Origin of the sequence: Flectobacillus sp. BAB-3569, from assembly GCF_002270355.1 — a bacterium.
Taxonomy (GTDB): Bacteria; Bacteroidota; Bacteroidia; order Cytophagales; family Spirosomataceae; genus Flectobacillus; species Flectobacillus roseus.
This window is the reverse complement of the sequence record NZ_NJFZ01000007.1, coordinates 61,939-79,975: the sequence shown is the minus strand read 5'-3', so window position 1 is coordinate 79,975 and position 18,037 is coordinate 61,939. Positions and strand designations below refer to the sequence as shown.

At 38.3% G+C, this 18,037-nt stretch carries 12 protein-coding genes; 6 read left to right on the top strand and 6 right to left on the bottom strand.

The window, feature by feature from the left end:
- The first annotated feature begins 13 nt into the window (after positions 1-13).
- The 5 genes from BWI92_RS08255 (at position 14) to BWI92_RS08235 (ending at position 7,376) form a co-directional block, all read left to right on the top strand.
- Complete coding sequence (locus BWI92_RS08255) at positions 14-1,051, top strand: agmatine/peptidylarginine deiminase (RefSeq protein WP_095161834.1); 1,038 nt, start codon at positions 14-16, stop codon at positions 1,049-1,051.
- A gap of 212 nt (positions 1,052-1,263) precedes the next feature.
- Positions 1,264-2,016 (top strand): hypothetical protein, encoded by a 753-nt coding sequence (locus BWI92_RS08250; RefSeq protein ID WP_095161832.1) that lies wholly within the window; start codon positions 1,264-1,266, stop codon positions 2,014-2,016.
- Between the two features lie 138 nt (positions 2,017-2,154).
- Positions 2,155-4,425, top strand: coding sequence for a peptidylprolyl isomerase (locus BWI92_RS08245; protein WP_176464374.1), 2,271 nt, complete (start codon positions 2,155-2,157; stop codon positions 4,423-4,425).
- A 278-nt stretch (positions 4,426-4,703) separates the two neighbouring features.
- A complete protein-coding gene (locus BWI92_RS08240; protein WP_095161828.1) occupies positions 4,704-6,050 on the top strand; it encodes a peptidylprolyl isomerase in 1,347 nt (448 codons plus the stop codon).
- A gap of 360 nt (positions 6,051-6,410) precedes the next feature.
- Entirely contained in the window at positions 6,411-7,376 is a 966-nt protein-coding gene (locus tag BWI92_RS08235; RefSeq protein WP_095161826.1) for a MoxR family ATPase, read from the top strand.
- Between the two features lie 360 nt (positions 7,377-7,736).
- Here BWI92_RS08235 and BWI92_RS08230 read toward each other — a convergent pair whose 3' ends face one another.
- The 6 genes from BWI92_RS08230 to BWI92_RS08205 all read right to left on the bottom strand — a co-directional run bounded on the left by BWI92_RS08230 (position 7,737) and on the right by BWI92_RS08205 (position 14,647).
- Entirely contained in the window at positions 7,737-8,483 is a 747-nt protein-coding gene (locus tag BWI92_RS08230; protein ID WP_095162019.1) for an ABC transporter ATP-binding protein, read from the bottom strand.
- Positions 8,484-8,565: 82 nt separating this feature from the next.
- Positions 8,566-10,098, bottom strand: coding sequence for a cryptochrome/photolyase family protein (locus BWI92_RS08225; RefSeq protein ID WP_095161824.1), 1,533 nt, complete (start codon positions 10,096-10,098; stop codon positions 8,566-8,568).
- Positions 10,099-10,488: 390 nt separating this feature from the next.
- Positions 10,489-11,244, bottom strand: coding sequence for a succinate dehydrogenase/fumarate reductase iron-sulfur subunit (locus BWI92_RS08220; RefSeq protein WP_205749659.1), 756 nt, complete (start codon positions 11,242-11,244; stop codon positions 10,489-10,491).
- 80 nt (positions 11,245-11,324) lie between these two features.
- Positions 11,325-11,720, bottom strand: coding sequence for a four helix bundle protein (locus BWI92_RS08215; protein WP_229362835.1), 396 nt, complete (start codon positions 11,718-11,720; stop codon positions 11,325-11,327).
- Positions 11,721-11,920: 200 nt separating this feature from the next.
- Positions 11,921-13,909, bottom strand: coding sequence for a fumarate reductase/succinate dehydrogenase flavoprotein subunit (locus BWI92_RS08210; protein WP_095161818.1), 1,989 nt, complete (start codon positions 13,907-13,909; stop codon positions 11,921-11,923).
- A 69-nt stretch (positions 13,910-13,978) separates the two neighbouring features.
- Positions 13,979-14,647, bottom strand: a complete 669-nt coding sequence (locus BWI92_RS08205; RefSeq protein ID WP_095161816.1) for a succinate dehydrogenase cytochrome b subunit — start codon at positions 14,645-14,647, stop codon at positions 13,979-13,981.
- 546 nt (positions 14,648-15,193) lie between these two features.
- Here BWI92_RS08205 and BWI92_RS08200 point away from each other — a divergent pair.
- A complete protein-coding gene (locus BWI92_RS08200) occupies positions 15,194-17,956 on the top strand; it encodes a gliding motility-associated C-terminal domain-containing protein (protein WP_176464373.1) in 2,763 nt (920 codons plus the stop codon).
- Positions 17,957-18,037 lie beyond the last annotated feature (81 nt).

The following is an 18,037-nucleotide window of genomic DNA, read 5'->3' as shown; positions in this document are numbered from 1 at the left end:
AAATGAAGTAGACATGACTCCGAAGCAACAAGGATTTTTTTTCCCGCCTGAATGGCATCCACACGTAGCTACTTGGCTGACGTTCCCACATAATGAAGCATCTTGGCAAGGCAACAAACGCCACCTCATGTATTCACAGTATTTTGGTCTTATCAAAGCTATCTCTAAAGGTGAGAAAGTAGGCTTGAATGTTAATGATGAGACCTTGAAAAATTTCATTTTAGGCGAGTTACCAAAATATGAAATTGACCTTAATCAAATCGAAATTTTAGTAAACCCTACTAACGACGCTTGGTGTCGTGACCACGGTCCTGCTTTCTTGATTAATCCTGAAACAAAGGAACGTATGATTGTCAATTGGGGCTATAATGCTTGGGGTGGAAAGTATCCTCCATTCGACGACGACAATAATTTGCCTACAGCTATTGCCAAACATAGAGGTTTGAATTATGTAACACCAGGTATTATTATGGAAGGCGGTTCGGTAGAATTTAATGGCGCTGGGACGATTCTTACCAGTCGCGAATGTTTGTTAAACGAAAACCGTAACCCACATTTAACTCAAGGGCAAATCGAACAGTATTTGTATGATTACTATGGTGCCGAACAAGTACTTTGGGTAAATGACGGAATCGTTGGGGATGATACTGACGGACATATTGATGATACAGTTCGTTTTGTTAATGAAGACACCGTTATCACAATGGTAGAACCTAATAAGGCCGACGATAATCACGAGATTTTGGAAGAAAACCTTCAGTTACTCAAGCAAATGCGTTTGTTGAATGGCAAACAGTTGAATATTGTAGAAATTCCAATGCCATCGCCAGTGGTCGTAGATGATTTCAGAACACCAGCTTCTTATGCTAATTTCTTAATTTGCAATGCAGGAGTATTGGTACCTACTTTCGATTGTAAAAATGATGACGTGGCTTTAGATATTCTTTCTCAGGTATTTACTGACCGTCCAGTAATTGGATTACCATCTAATAAAATCATTTGGGGACAAGGAAGTTTTCACTGTCTCACACAGCAAGAACCTGCCGTGTAATTTCATGTGGTATCTCTATTTTAGTATTCGTGCAGAATTATTTTAAGTTTTGTGTTTTAGGCAAAAGGCAAAGAGTGTTAAATTGTTTTTTAGTAACGATAGATATGTTTTTGCCAAATGCCTATAGCTGAAAGCCAAGAGCTAAAAAATAAATTTGATTTTGCGTACTTACTTTCGTAAAAATAGAGATACCTATAATTTTTTTGCACACCATGAAAAAACAATTAGTGTATTTCGCTTCATTTGGACTTGTATGGGCGTTGGGTGCGTGCAAAACCGCCAAACCTGTTACTCAATCTACTTCGCAACAAAACACGCCAGTTGTCGAAACGATTGTGAAAACCGACTACCAAACTCGTATGCAAGTAAAGCAGCTGAAAGCTGTAGATTTGGAAGAAGATTTATCCTTTGCCGATGAAATAGTATTAAATTATACCCTAACAGCTGTTGACGATCAAGGAAAAATTGCTCAGGTAGTTACTGGGTCGTTTGGGGTAGAGTCTGTCAAAGCAGGGCAAATTCTCACTTCAGAGCGTTTCAAGCCAATCGAGTTGGTCGTTCCAGAAAACGGGCGATTATTGGTTTCTGTCGTGTTAAATGAAATTGACGATTATACAAAAGCGCAAGAGTTAGTCAAAAAAATCAATGAATTTGGAGGTATTGCTAAAATTCCTGCCGTTATGGTAAGTATTGCAGAGTATCAAACACCATTAGCCATCGTGTTTGGTAGTTTGCAAGCCGCAGGTTTAGGGCTCAAAGCCGCCGAACGTTTTGATAAAGACGACCTTTTAGGGCAAAATACTTTTCAATTGTCAGCTCAGGAGCTCAAATCAGGTAAGACACTTTATACCGTACCATTGGTATTTAAAGGAGAACACCTCAAAAACTCCTTCCAGTATGAGCTAACGTATGACCTACAACTCAAACTAATCAAGACTAGCATTCAGAAATCATCTTCCAACTAAGTGGAGTATGATAAGTCACAGCCGTGACTTAATCTCAATTTTATTGTTATTTTTGTTTTTTTGTACAATATTCCACTGTGCTTGCCAGTTAAAATGAACAAGTCAGGAAAGTTTTTCTGATTTAGTATGAATGAAAGAATGAACAAGTTATTTAAAATATACACGGTCATAGCTGCCTCTTTTGGATTGGCGACTCATGAGCAAACGGCTCTGGCGCAAAGCGAAGTGCCTGCTATTACTATAGGATCAAAAATCATCAGTTCAAGAGATTTTGAACTAACTTACAAAAAGCTTGTCCAGAGTGACAGCGTCAAAAAAGAGAACTCCAAAGCATTTTTACAAGATTTTATTAATTATAAACTTAGTGTATTTGCGGCTGAAAAAGCTGGTTTGGATACTTCCAGAGCATTTGTTGACGAGCTTGATACCTATCGTAAAGAGCTAGCTATCCCTTATCTCACCGATAAAGCGATGCTTGAAAAGTTGATTCAAGAAGCTTATGAACGTATGAAAGAGGAGGTGAGAGTGGCTCAAATCTTTATTCCGATAAGCTCACATGCCACTCCTGCAGATACATTAGCAGCGTATGATGAAATCAAAAATCTTCGTGTTCGAATTTTAAGAGGGGAAGCTTTTGAACAAATTGCCAAAGACTATTCCAAAGACCTTAAATCTGCTCCTCGTGGAGGCGATTTGGGTTATTTGGCTGTGTTAGACAACAATTATGTTTTTGAATCTGCTGCCTATAACACGCCCAAAGGTGAGGTCTCTATGCCTTTTCGTACCGAAAAGGGCTATCATATTATCAAGGTTTTAGATCGTCGTTCGTTTAGAGGAAAGGTACGTTTGGCGCATATTTTGGTTTCGGTGTCAGCGAGTATGTCGGAGGCTGAAAAAGCTGCTGCCAAAAAGCGTATTGATGACGCCTATGCTTATCTCAAAAAAAATGAGCCATTTGAAGGTGTATGTCGTACATTCTCTGACGATGCTAGTACCAAGTCGAGAGGAGGAGTACTCGGAAGATGGTACGAAGCAGGTACTTTGATTGATGAAAAAATTACAGATTTAGTATTTTCCCTTAAAGAAAAAGGCGACTATACAACTCCCATTCAGACTTCTTTGGGATGGCATATCTTTAGATTAGTAGAGAAAAAAAGTTTGTTGAAATTTGAAGAAATCGCTCCTTACATTCGCCAAAAAATCAATGCAGATGCTTCTAGAGGTGCACTGGCAAGAGGTACTTTGGTCAAAAAACTTGTGAGAGATAATAATTTCTTAGAATATATTTCGGTCAAACAAGACGCCTTTGATAAATTCTATAAAGATCGTACAGGACAAGAAGATTATTTAGGAAAGACCTTATTTTCGATTAACTCAAAGCCTTACAAGACGAAGGACTTTTATGATTTTGTGTTAAAACAACAGCGCCAAATGTTGAAAGTGGGCGTTGTAGAAGACAAATCTGTAGATACTTGGTACAAACAATTTGTAGAACAGGCTAATATTGCTTTTGAAGAAGCCAATCTTGAAGTGAGATATCCTGAGTTTCGTTCAGTTGTGCAGGAGTACCGTGAAGGAATTTTGCAAAAAGAAATGTTCGAAAAGTATGTTTTGACACCTTCTTTGGATTCTTTGGGTCAAGTAAGATTTTTTCAACAAAATCCAGATCGCTATCAATATACCAACCGTGTTTTGGCGAAATTGATTACTACAGATAGAAAAGAAACATTGGAACAGGCAAAGCAGGTATTGCAGAAGGGACCTTATCCTATGAACCGTCGTTTCCCTGAAATTTATTTTGAAAAAGATAAAGCTGACTTTACGCCTGATGCTCAGAAAATGCTTTACGAATTGGCAGTTATCATGATTAAGAATCGTGATTACACGGTAGAAATTACAGGAAATTCTGATGCAGATGAGCCCGAAAATATTTCAGCAGAACGTGCTAGAAATATCGTAAATAGCTTAATCAATAAAGGTATTTCGGCTACTAGAGTTATTGAGAAAGATGATGGTAAATTTAAACCAGCTTCAAAAAACGATCATAGTAAGAATATGCGTGTGTCTATCAAGTTCTTCTCAACGTCGATGGATGATGTGGTAAAAAGATTTAATACCCTCAAGCCTAATAGTCTTACCGCAGAAGAACGCTATTTTAAACGTGGTGAAAACGAATTTGTAGATGTAGCAAATTGGGCCGTGGGCGAACAGACATTTGAGTCAAAAGGTCGTCAAGTTTGGATAGATATCAATAAAGTGGAATTGCCTAGAGCCAAGACTTTCCAAGAAGCGCGTGGGCAAATTATCAAAGATTACCAAAAGCAGTTATACGATAACTGGATTTCGAAATTGAAAGAACGTTACCCTGTTTCAATCAACGAAAACGAAGTACGTCGTATCATTGAGTAGAATACAAGTCTCAAAATAGTGAAATTGTCAGAGGAATTTCTGTGGCAGTTTCACTATTTTTTTGATTTTCTATTCAATAAATGTTGCCAAAAAGGCCAATTAACATTTTTTAACGGCGCTATCCACAGGTTTAGAGGATAAAAACGCTTAAATTTGTTAATTGAGAAACTAGAATTCTTCTCCTTTTAGAATGAATTATGGTTTTTGAAAGCGAATGAGGTTTGTGCCATGCGATTAAACCTAATTACATTAAGCATTACATAAGAAATCATATAACAATGAAGAAACCCTTTTATTTACTCTCATTGATGGGTCTGTTACTGGTGATGAGCTTTTCGATGCAAGCTCAATCTTTGGTAATTGATAAAATCATTGCAAAAGTTGACAATCACTATATTCTTAAGTCTGAACTTGAAGCACAGTATCAGCAATATTTGCAAAGCGGACAGGGAAATACGCCTACGCGTTGCCAATTGCTTGAGAGTTTGATTATTGGTAAAGTGATGTTAGCAAAAGCCGAAATTGACTCAGTCCTGATCGATGACAAGAAAGTGGAAATGGAGTTAAGCTCTCGTATGGATCAAATGGAGCAACAATTTGGCTCACAAAAGAACATTGTTGAAGCTTATGGCAAAACAATTGCATCTTTGAAAGACGAGCTTCGTTCGGCCATTAAAGAACAGCTTACTACTCGTAAAATGCAGGAAAAAATTACGGGCGATGTAAAAGTTACTCCAAAAGAAGTACGCAAGTTTTTTGAATCTATCCCAAGAGACTCTTTGCCGTATTTGCCTTCAGAAGTAGAAGTAGGGCATATTGTTCGCTTAGCTAAAGTGACCAAAAATCAAAAAGATGAGCTTATCAAGAAATTGCTAGACTATAAACGTAGAGTAGAAAATGGCGAAGACTTTGCAGAACTGGCCAAATTATATTCTGAAGATTTAGGTTCAGGAAAACGTGGAGGAGATTTAGGTTTTGCTAAACGTGGTCAAATGGTAGCGCCTTTTGAGTCTGCTGCCCTAAAGTTGAAACCTAATCAATTGTCGGACGTTGTTGAGTCAGAGTTTGGTTATCACTTAATTCAATTATTGGAGATTCGTGGTCAAGAATACCATGCACGTCATATTTTGTTGCGTCCTGATTATCAGAAAATGGACTTAACAGAGCCAACCAACTATTTGGATAGTATTAGAGTATTGGTACAACGTGATTCATTGAAGTTTGAAAAAGCTGCTCAATTACACTCTGAAGATAAAGGTACTCAAGATGCTGGTGGTATGTTGATTGACCCAAGTACACGTTCTATCAAAATGCCATTAGATGGTAGTATGGAATCTGGTTTGTATTTCACTTTAGATTCAATGACAGTAGGAACACTTACGAAGCCGATTCAATACCGTACAGAGGATGGCCGTACTGCTGTTAGAGTATTGTACTACAAAGCAAAACACCCACCTCACTTTGCAAACTTGGAAGATGACTTCCAGAAATTAGCAACGATTACTTTGAACAGAAAACGTAACAATGCTATTGAAGAATGGTTTGCTAAAGCTAAAGGTGAAGTATTTATCTATATTTCGGACGAATACAAAGATTGTAACGTCATGAAAGGCACAGGGCAATAAATGTAGTGTTGAAAGAGTTGAAAATTTAACACTGCCAAGCAATATTGAGAACGGTCAGCTTTATGCTGACCGTTTTTGTTTTCCAAAAACTTAATGAATGACTCAATAACTTTGACATTAAAGACGTTAGCAAACTGTTTGGTCGAAAGTTTTGAATAAACCCCACCAAATCACTACAAATTGGCAGGTTATTTGATTAACTTTACGGTACACGCTATTCAATCATACTCTTGTAACACCAATGATTTATTTGAAGCAATACGTCTAAGAATTACCTCTGTATTCAGAAAATACCTATTTTTAGGATAATATCATGGAGTAAAAGAGTTCAAAAATCTAAACATAGTTAATATCACAAGCATGGCGCAATACAAGTCGGATGTGGAAGCGGTAAACGCTTTGAAAGAATCTTATCAAAAACTTACTTCAGAAATCGGTAAAGTTATTATTGGTCAGGAAGACACTGTTAGACTCTTACTTACAGCTATTTTTTGTCAAGGACACTGTTTATTAGTTGGAGTTCCGGGATTGGCAAAAACGTTGCTGATTCAAACAATTGCTGAAGCTCTGGACCTCGATTTTAATCGTATCCAGTTTACCCCAGACTTGATGCCGTCAGATATTGTAGGTTCTGAAACCCTCGATAACGAACGTAATTTTAAGTTTGTAAAAGGTCCAATTTTTGCAAACATCATTTTGGCGGATGAAATCAACCGTACTCCTCCCAAAACCCAATCAGCACTTTTGGAAGCGATGCAAGAATATGCAGTGACGGTCTCGGGCAAAAAATATCCATTGAGTCGTCCATTTTTTGTATTGGCTACTCAAAACCCTATCGAACAAGAAGGTACTTATCCGTTGCCAGAGGCACAGCTTGACCGTTTTATGTTTATGGTCAATTTGGATTATCCATCATATCGTGCTGAGGTCGAAATTGTAAAGAATACAACTACTTCCACCAAATACAAAGTACAAAAACAGGTTTCGGGAGAAGAAATACTAGCTTTTCAAGAGCTAGTTCGTAAAGTTCCTGTGGCTGATAATGTAGTAGAATACGCCGTAAAATTGGTTCACAAAACGCGTCCTAAATCAGAATTGAGCGATGCTGTGACTAACCAATATTTGGAGTGGGGTGCTGGTCCGCGTGCTTCTCAAAACCTAATTTTGGCTGCAAAATGCAATGCTTTAATTAATGGAAAATATTCACCAGACATCGAAGATGTACAAGCAGTAGCATTACCGATTTTACGCCATCGTATCGTACGTAACTTCAAAGCTGAGGCTGAAGGCGTTTCTGTAGAAGATATTATCAAGAAATTGGTGTAGTCTTAGCATTTATTGAGTGAATTTTTGATGGAGTGAATGAGTGATTGTTCTCAACATCCATTTCAGTAGTAGAGACTCAATGCCTTGCGTCGAAAGATGTGTCATTGAGCATTGTAGTAATATCAAATCATTCCGAATTTTAGAATTGGGATTATTCTCTAAATGTTCATCAAAAAAGCGGTTGGAAAACAATTTCCAACCGCTTTTTTGATACTACTATGTTATGTCTGACTCGGCTTAAGACGCAAAGCATTGCATCTCTACAACTAGAATACAAATCTTAGAATAACCATTTATATACTCTATCTCAACTCTCAAAATTTCAAATTTTCAAATCATCAAATTTTCAAATCATTAACACTATTTTCTCAAATCCTGTAAAAGTTTACTTGAGAATAAGAATTCGTTTAATTCTGGAACAGTATTTTGAAGAATATTAGAGTTGTCGCCTTCCCACAATTTTTTGCCTTTATACAAAAACATAATACTTTCCCCAATTCCCATTACCGAACTCATATCATGGGTAATAACTACGGTGGTGATTCCAAACTCATCGGTAATTTCTTTGATAAGCTCATCAATCCTGACTGAGGTTAAAGGATCGAGACCAGAGTTAGGCTCATCACAAAATAGATATTTGGGATTCATTACGATAGCGCGAGCAATACCCACACGCTTTTTCATACCACCCGAAATTTCAGAAGGAGTACGTTGTCCCGCATTTTCCAAACCTACCCTTTGAAGGCAGAATTCTGCACGATCGATTTTTTCCTTTTCCGACATATTTGTCAACATATCCAATGGAAACTTGACATTTTCTAAAACGGTTTTAGAGTCAAAAAGTGCTCCACCTTGAAATAGCACGCCCATTTCACGACGAATATCCTTTTGTATCTCTTCTGAGGAATTATGAAAATCACGCCCATCGTACAAAATATGTCCCGACTCAGGTTTGATAATCCCAATCATACATTTGAGCAGTACACTTTTTCCTGTACCACTACCGCCAATAATCAAGGAGGTATCACCTGGCTTGAATTGTCCACTGATTCCTAATAATATATCTCGGCCATTGAAGGCTTTACAAACGTCTTTTATCTCTATCATACCCAAATTTAGTAGGCATTCAGAACTCGGCAATATAGTTTTTAAGTTTTTTTTGGAATAGTGATAAACCTTGATAGTCGGTTTACAATTTTTCAATATGCTCTAAATAAAAATCTGCTTGTTTTAGTAGCTCTTGTCTTTGATTTTGGGCCATCTTGTTGAGCGTTACGTAAGACATTCCTATTCTTGGATTCTTTTCTAAAAGGTTGCGATTTCTTTCAAAAAAATGCCAATAGAGACTGTTAAAAGGACATGCCTTGTCACCAGTTTTTTTGTTTTTGTCATAAAAACAATTGCCACAATAATGGCTCATTTTGTCGATATAATTGGCAGAACCCACATAAGGTTTTGAGCCAATGATTCCACCATCTGCGTACTGGCTCATTCCTCGTGTATTGGTAATCTCGACCCACTCAATGGCATCAATATAAATCCCCAAATACCATGCGTCGGCTTCATCAGGATGAATACCTGCCAATAGCATAAAATTTCCTGTCAACATCAATCTTTGGATATGATGGGCGTAGGCATAATCCAAACTTTGAGTTATAGCATGACGTAAACAAGCCATTTTTGTTTGACCATTCCAGAACCATGAGGGAAGCTTTCTGTCATGTCCAAAGAAATTCATTTGGGCAAATTCAGGCATTTTTGCCCAGTAAATTCCTCGCATGTATTCTCGCCAGCCAAGAATTTGTCTGACAAACCCCTCAATCTGAGCAATCGTAATTGTATCTTGATGTTGTTCCCAATATTCTACACTTTTCTGAATAACTTCTAATGGATGTAGTAATTTCAGATTGAGCGAAAAGGATAGTCGAGAATGATAAATCGACCAATAGGAGGGATGCATGGCATCTTCATAGGTGCCAAATTGTGGCAGACAATTTTCTAAGAAAAACGCTAATAAAGCCAAACTCTCTTGTCGAGTGGTAGGCCACAAGAAATTTTTAGCATCGATGTTTCCAATGGATGATACGCCAGATTGAGAAAGCAGTTTAACGATATCATCTACATTCTTTGAGAAAACTAAAGGTTCTACTGGACGATGATCTTTAGGTAGTTTTTTGCGATTGTCGGCATCAAAATTCCATTGTCCAGAAGTAGGTTCATTGCCATCCATCAATACATTATACTTTTTCCGCATCATGCGATAAAAGTTTTCCATGAGAAAGGTTTTCTTTCCTTTGAAAAAAGTAGCTAGCTCATCTCGCTGACTCAAAAAGTGTTCAGAATCAAATGCCTTTGAGGGTATTGCAAGAATCTGGCAAAAGTTTTTAAGTTGTAAATCAAGGCGATATTCGTCGGGTAGTAGGTATTCAAATTGTTCAATATCTAATTCTTGAATAAGCCAAAGAAGATTTTGAGGAAGCGATTGGGTATTTATTTCGTCGTCTAGGGTGATATACGCTACCTGATGCCCCTTCTGTTTTAGTTCTTCTGCAAACTGGCGCATAGCCATAAAAAAGCCTACAATTTTCTGGATATGGTGCGTAACATAGTCAGTTTCCTGACGCATTTCCATCATTACGTAAGTGATATCTTGATTGACCGTGTCAAACCATGAATGCTGGCTATTGAGTTGATCTCCAAGAATAAGTCGAAGTGTTTTCATGTAAACAAAACCGCCCAATAGGATGTATTGTTTGTGCTGATGTGATGTAATTAGTTGACTTATATTTATTATCAGTATAATTATGAGTCATCCCAAACTTAGCGATGGAGAGATTGAGCGAACGAGTGATTATTTAACAGAGAAAATTTCCTAGTAGAGACGTTATGCTTTACGTTTGAAAAAGTGTCATTTTGAAATATAGTATCAAAAAAGGCGGTCGAAAAACTAATTTCGACCGCCTTTTTTGATAAACACTTGGAAAATAACCTAGAAGTTAAAATCCTCAACGACATATATTAAGTATGAAGTCTTGTGGCTTTATGGGTAAAAGGAGATTTAAGGAACAATCACTCAGTCACTCAATCTCAATTCACTCAATTTTGCCACAAATTATTCGTGTTCTTTTGATGACAATACAGCACCAAAGTATTCACGGTTCATACGAGCAATGTTTTCCAATGAAATACCTTTTGGACATTCTGCTTCACAAGCACCTGTGTTTGTACAAGCACCGAAACCTTCGATATCCATCTGAGCAACCATTTTCTCAGCACGCATTTCACGTTCAGCTTGACCTTGTGGTAACAATGCCAATTGAGAAATTTTTGCTGAAGTAAATAACATAGCCGAGGCATTTTTACAAGCTGCTACACAAGCACCACAACCAATACAAGCTGCTGCTGCAAATGCTTCGTCAGCTTTTTCTTTCGCGATTGGCAATGCGTTAGCATCTTGAGCGTTACCAGTGTTTACTGAAACGAACCCACCCGCAGAGATAATACGGTCGAAAGACGAACGGTTTACAGTTAAGTCTTTGATTACTGGGAATGCTGCTGCTCTCCAAGGCTCAACAGTGATAGTATCTCCAGACTTAAACGAACGCATGTGTAATTGACAAGTAGTTACACCACGGTTTGGACCGTGCGGGCTACCATTAATGTACATAGAACACATACCGCAGATACCTTCACGACAGTCGTGATCAAAAGCGATAGGTTCTTTACCATCGTTGATTAATCTTTCGTTAAGAACGTCAAACATTTCGAGGAAAGACATATCCTCTGAAATTCCTTGAACGTCATAATTTTCGAAGTTTCCTTCTGTATTGGTATTTTTTTGACGCCATACCTTCAACGTCAAGTTCATATTTCCTTCCATTGTTGTTATCTGTTAACCGTTACCAGAGTATTTAAACTCTAGGGATTGAATTAGAAAATATTTAACTCCTAATGTTTTCCGCGTTCTCGTTCTGCTTCGACTTTTGCTCTATTTAGATAATTGATGTACCCATTTAAAAGAGCCGTACAAGTATTGATTTGGACTTGTAGTTGTATGAAATTTTCTTTTGAAATAAAATCTTCTTCAACTGCTATGAGTAGGTGGTCTTCTAATTCTGATAACGAACCTCTACTTTGTCTACAAAACTGTACATTTTCCAAATAATGGTACCGCCCAAACCCCTCTGCTATATTATTAGTTACTGAGCGAGAAGCTCTAACTATTTGGTCTTTTAGGCGATATTTTTCATCACTAGGGAGAAGTTGCAAAACAGTTCTTAACATTATTCTAAGTTTTACAGCTTCTTTCCAACATTTTAAGTCTTGAAAAGATGAAATTTCCATAATTTGAATCAGATGCAGAAAGAGATGAAAGTTAGCAGTAATTAATTTTAACCTAAGTAGCAGGAAAGATTAAATTAATAGTATATCAGAGGTAAAATTTGACTGTAACCTTTTGATTATGAATATCTTCAAATAACCAATATACTGTTAACTATTAACGTTTTCCTACCTATTACTGCTAACCGATAACGGATAATATCTTATTTATAGCTACGTTGTGCAATTTTGATGTTTTCGTACACTAGCTCTTCTTTGTGTAATTCGTAGTCAGAATCGCCTTTGTACTCCCATGCAGCTACGTAAGCGTAGTTTTCGTCATCACGTTTTGCTTCGCCTTCTTCAGTTTGATATTCTTCACGGAAGTGACCACCACAAGACTCGTTACGGTTCAAGGCATCGATACACATCAATTCACCTAGTTCAAGGAAGTCGGCCACACGACCAGCTTTCTCTAATTCAGGGTTAAATTCATTAGCATCGCCCGGAATACGAACGTTTGACCAGAACTCTTTACGAAGTGCTTTGATTTCTTCGATAGCTTCTTTCAAACCAACTTCGTTACGAGCCATACCGCACTTATCCCACATGATTAAGCCTAATTTTTTGTGGTAGTAATCTACAGATTTTGTTCCTTGGATAGACATCAATTTGTCGATGGTATCTTGAACGGCTTTCTCTGCAGCCACAAACTCAGGAGCATCTGTTGGAATCGCTTTTGTACGAATATCTCCAGACAAATAAGCACCAATTGTGTATGGAATTACGAAATAACCATCAGCCAAACCTTGCATCAAGGCAGAAGCACCCAAACGGTTTGCACCGTGATCGGAGAAGTTTGCTTCTCCCAAAGCATAAAGACCTGGTACTGTAGTCATCAAGTTGTAGTCTACCCAAAGTCCACCCATTGTATAGTGAACCGCTGGATAAATACGCATTGGAACTTCATAAGGGTCTTCTCCAGTAATTTGTTTGTACATGTCAAACAAGTTACCGTATTTCTCTTTCACTACCTCTTTACCCATTACTTGAAGCTCTTCGTTAGATGCATTGTGCATACCTCTTTTCGTAGCTTCAACACGACCATAACGTAAGATAGCTGCAGCATAGTCAAGGTAAACCGCTTTTTTAGAAGCACCTACACCATAACCTGCATCGCAACGCTCCTTAGCAGCACGTGAAGCAATATCACGAGGTACCAAGTTACCAAACGCAGGGTAACGACGCTCTAAGTAATAGTCGCGTTCATCTTCTGGAATTTGGTTAGCTGGACGTGTATCGTTTGGTTTTTTAGGAACCCAAATACGACCATCGTTACGTAAAGACTCTGACATCAAAGTCAATTTAGATTGGTGGTCGCCAGACACAGGGATACATGTCGGGTGAATTTGTGTGTAACATGGGTTACCAAAGAAAGCACCTTTTTTGTGAGCCTTCCAAGCAGCTGTTACATTCGATCCCATTGCGTTGGTTGATAAGTAGAATACGTTTCCGTAACCACCTGTACACAACAATACTGCGTGACCGAAGTGACGCTCTAATTTACCAGAGATCAAATCACGAGCAATGATACCACGAGCTTTACCGTCTACCATTACTACGTCCATCATTTCGTGGCGAGTATACATAGTTACGTTGCCCAAACCAACTTGACGTTGTAGTGCAGAATAAGCACCCAACAACAATTGTTGACCAGTTTGACCTGCCGCGTAGAACGTACGTTGTACTTGAGTACCACCAAACGAACGGTTTGATAACAAACCACCGTATTCACGAGCAAATGGTACACCTTGAGCCACACATTGGTCAATAATATTACCAGATACCTCTGACAAACGGTGAACGTTAGCCTCTCTTGCACGGTAGTCACCGCCTTTGATCGTATCATAGAAAAGACGATACACAGAGTCACCGTCGTTCTGATAGTTTTTAGCAGCGTTGACACCACCCTGTGCTGCAATTGAGTGAGCACGGCGAGGAGAATCTTGAAAACAGAAAGCTTTTACTTTATATCCCATTTCGGCCAAAGAAGCCGCTGCCGAAGCACCCGCCAAACCTGTACCTACTACGATGATTTCGATATTCCGCTTGTTTGCGGGGTTTACTAATGGTACTGTCGAACGGAATTTTGTCCATTTTTCAGACAGCTGACCATCAGGGATTTTAGCATCTAATCTTGGTGAAGTTGCCATAACTTAAGAATTATGTAATGATAAAAATTTTAGATATAGTGTTGTCAAAAAATAACAAACAACTATGAACTATTTAATAAGTCCTAAATGCATTGCGATTGGCATTGCTGCAAACACAACTGGAATGATAATAGCAAACCAACTTCCGAAAGCCTTTACAAACGGAGTGTACTTAGGGTGGTTCCATCCAATTGATTGGAATGCACTTTGAACACCATGTAATAAGTGGTATGCCAAAGAAATACAACCAACTACATACACAATTACAGGTATTGGACTAGCAAAAACTTCCTGCATTTCTTGGAAAAGTGTTTTTTGACCGCCAGTAATCACATCTGTAAAACGGCTTACTACCCAAAAATGCTTTAAGTGCATCACTAAGAAAAGTAATAATAATGTACCCAATAAACCCATTGAGCGAGAGTACCATGTGCTATTCTCTTTTGATACAACAGCATATTGTACTGGGCGTTTTTTCTTATTAGCCGACCACAACATTAAACCGTCTACAATGTGAAGGATTAAACCCGCAAATAGTCCGATTTCAGCAGCACGGATGAAAAAGTTTTTAGCCATAAATTCTGCGGCCTCATTGAAGGTTTCACCTCCGTCATTCAAAAAAATGCACGCATTGATACCACAATGGACGAGAAGGAAGGCTACCAACGATAAGCCTGTTACCGCCATGATGAGCTTTCGGCCCAACGAACTTGATAATGTTTTTGTTACCCAAGACATTTTTTTATAAGTTATTGGTTGTTAATTAGTTAACAATTAATAGGGCTGGTTCTTAATCTATACAAAGAAAACCCTGTATGGATTAATTGCTATTAACTATTAATTAGTTGAAAAATTGAACCCAAAACTACAATTGAATCACCTGTCAATCAAATAATCTATAAGATTTTAGCAATTATTTATAATCTTTCTACGTTTTTGTACTGTATTATTGGATTTAGCCAACGATTTAGGAATTATACCAACCAATCGGTTTTGCTATAATTAACGATACTTTGGAGGGTCTTTCATAGGATTTGTGTTTTTGATTCACTTTTCCAACTTTGTGTTTGATTTTTTTGTTTTGTTAGTTGTAAAAAAAATTATTCTCTAAATTGTGCCAGTAAAGTGTGTAGGTCAGTTATCATTACCTTATACCAAGGCTTTTTGAAGAGGCTGTCCTCAAAACTTTTTATTCACTAACGTATGAGACCAAACTTTATCTACATTCTCATTTTTACCTTTTTTGTAGGCCTTTTTTCATTTCATTCCGCAAGGGCAACTCACATGAAAGGGGGCGAAATTACCGTGCGTCGTGTATCGAGTACGGCTCTTACTTACGAATTTACCCTCACGATATATTGTGAAAATAACGTGGCTTGGCAGCAACAACGCGAAGTCCTTTTTTGCTTTGGAGATGGGTTGGGCTCTCAGTGGGCTCCTCGTTCTAATGGCAATGGCTTGGGCGAAGACATTGGTAATGGGACAATGAAGGGTATTTATAAAGTCACTTACACCTACGCAGCGCCAAGTATCTACAAGGTAAACGTAGGTATCGAAAACCGTAATGCCAACGTTCGAAATATCCCTAATTCGGATATGGTGGGCTTTTATGTCGAGACCGTATTTAAAATAGACCCAGGCCTAGGGCTTAACTCAACGCCTCTGCTCATGAACCCTGCGGTAGACCTTACTGCTGTGGTTGGACAAAGGTTTATTCACAACCCCAACGCAGTAGATATTGAAGGGGATAGCTTGGCTTATCGCCTTATCGACTGTCGTACGGGCTTGCAAACTACCTGTACTGGACGTGGTAATGCTATAGCTGGTTTTCGTCAACCTAACTTAGTAGCGGCAACGGCTTCTAGTTTTACCATCAATAGTCGTACGGGTGATTTGATCTGGAATGTACCGCAAGAAACGGGTCTTTATAACTGTGCTTTTATTATTGAAGAATGGCGAAATGGGGTGAAAATATCCGAGACGGTTCGTGATATGCAAATTGAGGTAAAGGATGCCGATAACAAAGCTCCTATTATCAAAGTGCCAGACGATATATGTGTGGAAGCTGGAACCTTTATTCAACAAAATGTTACTGCTGATGATACTCCTTCTAGTACAGGACGTAAAGATCAACTGAATTTATTTTCAACAGGCTCTGTCTATAGACCAACTGATGGAACGGCTTTCTTTGCTCAACCTTATGCGACCTTTACGGCGACCAATCCCTCAAATCCTATTGCTACAGGTGTATTTAGGTGGCAAACAAGTTGTGCACATATACGAGAGCAAACCTATGATATTCTCTTCAAGGTAGAGGACGTTCCGCCATCGAGGGTAGGAAGTACTATCCCTAAATTGGTAGATAGTAAAATTTGGAAGGTAAAAATCGTTGCACCAAGAGTGAAAAACCTAAAAGCTACTGGCGATGCAGGTAACAAGGCTATCACTTTGACTTGGGATGCGTATTCTTGCCAAAATGCAGGAGCAGAGTTAATCATTTACCGTAAACAAGGTTGTGATAATTTTGTGCCAGATGTGTGTCAAACGGGTATTCCTGCGGGATTGGGCTATGTTGAAATAGGTAGAGTTCCTGTCAATGCTACTACCTATGTAGATAACAACGGATTGAAACGCGATACTGATTATAGCTACCGAGTAGTAGCATCTTTTGCAGCGCCTTCGGGAGGTAAAAGTGTATCGTCGGATCAAATCTGTCTAAAACTAGAAGCACAAGTACCTGTTATTACCAATGTAACAGTAGATAAGACATCTTCTACACAAGGGGAAATCACAGTAAAATGGACTCGTCCAATTGATTTCAAACCAGAGCAATTCAAAGGACCGTATCAATATCGCTTATTCCGTGCTACTGGTTTGACGGGTACGTCTTTTGCACAAGTAGGGGCGAATATTAATACAGATTTATCTGGAACGGTAGCCGATACTGTATTTGTTGATAAAAATCTCAACACACAAGATAATGCGTATCGTTATCGCTTGCTGTTCTATTACACAAGCGCTACAGGCTTGACCTTATTGGATAGCACAGAAGCTGCTTCGAGTGTGCGTTTGACCACTACTGCTGATGTTCGTAAAGTTGTGCTTACTTGGCAGGCAAATACGCCTTGGTCTAACGATAATCAAACGCATCGTGTGTATCGTGAAACTCGTCCAGGTTCTGGAGTATTTACACGTATTGCCGATGTAACGGTACAAGGCGCATCTACTTATACTTTTACAGATGATGGACAAGATAGAATTGCTTCAGACGGCTCTTTCCCTGTGACAATGTCACCAGATTCATCGTATTGCTACAAGGTAGAAACTGTAGGTTCATATAATTCTGCTAGAATCAAACCTAGTTTGTTGTATAACTTCTCTCAAATTAGTTGTGCAACGCCAAAAAGTGATTTGATTCCTTGTCCGCCAGTACTCAATATCGACCTTCTTGATTGTGATGCTTACACGAAAGACAATAGTAATTGTAATCAAACAACTTTTGATAATAAGCTTACATGGACAGACGCAACAGGAGCTAATTGTGATAAGGATATTGTAAAATATACTTTGTATTACGCTTCTGGACCTGATGGGGCATTTACAAAAATTGCAGATATTACTACGCCAAATCCTCCTGCACACAACTATACGCATACCAAAACAGATTCGTATATGGGATGTTATTATGTAACTGCCACAAATAAGTATGGGACAGAAAGTGCACGTAGTAATGTCGTTTGTAAAGATAATTGTCCTAGTTTCTCATTACCAAATGTCTTTACGCCAAATGGAGATGGTAAAAATGATATTTTCCAAGCTTTAAAATGTCCACGTTTTGTGCAGGAAGTGACTATTTCGATTTATAATAGAAATGGACAAAAAGTGTATGATTACACAGGGCCAAAACTAGAGTGGGATGGTCGAGATAATTCTGGTAATGAGTCTCCTTCGGGAACATATTTCTATAATTGTTCAGTGAAGTTCTTGACATTAGATACAGCCAAAAATAGTTTAACATTAAAAGGCTATATCGAACTAGTAAAATAATAATCAAAGAAATATCAATAAAAGACGAGCTTGTGGAGTACATAAGCTCGTCTTTTTTGTTAGTAAGATATAAAGTTTATA

Coding starts and splice junctions, on each gene's coding strand:
- BWI92_RS08255 (WP_095161834.1), top strand. CDS start 14: ATGACTCCGAAGCAACAAGGATTTTTTTTCCCGCCTGAATGGCATCCA.
- BWI92_RS08250 (WP_095161832.1), top strand. CDS start 1,264: ATGAAAAAACAATTAGTGTATTTCGCTTCATTTGGACTTGTATGGGCG.
- BWI92_RS08245 (WP_176464374.1), top strand. CDS start 2,155: ATGAACAAGTTATTTAAAATATACACGGTCATAGCTGCCTCTTTTGGA.
- BWI92_RS08240 (WP_095161828.1), top strand. CDS start 4,704: ATGAAGAAACCCTTTTATTTACTCTCATTGATGGGTCTGTTACTGGTG.
- BWI92_RS08235 (WP_095161826.1), top strand. CDS start 6,411: ATGGCGCAATACAAGTCGGATGTGGAAGCGGTAAACGCTTTGAAAGAA.
- BWI92_RS08230 (WP_095162019.1), bottom strand. CDS start 8,483: ATGATAGAGATAAAAGACGTTTGTAAAGCCTTCAATGGCCGAGATATA.
- BWI92_RS08225 (WP_095161824.1), bottom strand. CDS start 10,098: ATGAAAACACTTCGACTTATTCTTGGAGATCAACTCAATAGCCAGCAT.
- BWI92_RS08220 (WP_205749659.1), bottom strand. CDS start 11,244: ATGAACTTGACGTTGAAGGTATGGCGTCAAAAAAATACCAATACAGAA.
- BWI92_RS08215 (WP_229362835.1), bottom strand. CDS start 11,720: ATGGAAATTTCATCTTTTCAAGACTTAAAATGTTGGAAAGAAGCTGTA.
- BWI92_RS08210 (WP_095161818.1), bottom strand. CDS start 13,909: ATGGCAACTTCACCAAGATTAGATGCTAAAATCCCTGATGGTCAGCTG.
- BWI92_RS08205 (WP_095161816.1), bottom strand. CDS start 14,647: ATGTCTTGGGTAACAAAAACATTATCAAGTTCGTTGGGCCGAAAGCTC.
- BWI92_RS08200 (WP_176464373.1), top strand. CDS start 15,194: ATGAAAGGGGGCGAAATTACCGTGCGTCGTGTATCGAGTACGGCTCTT.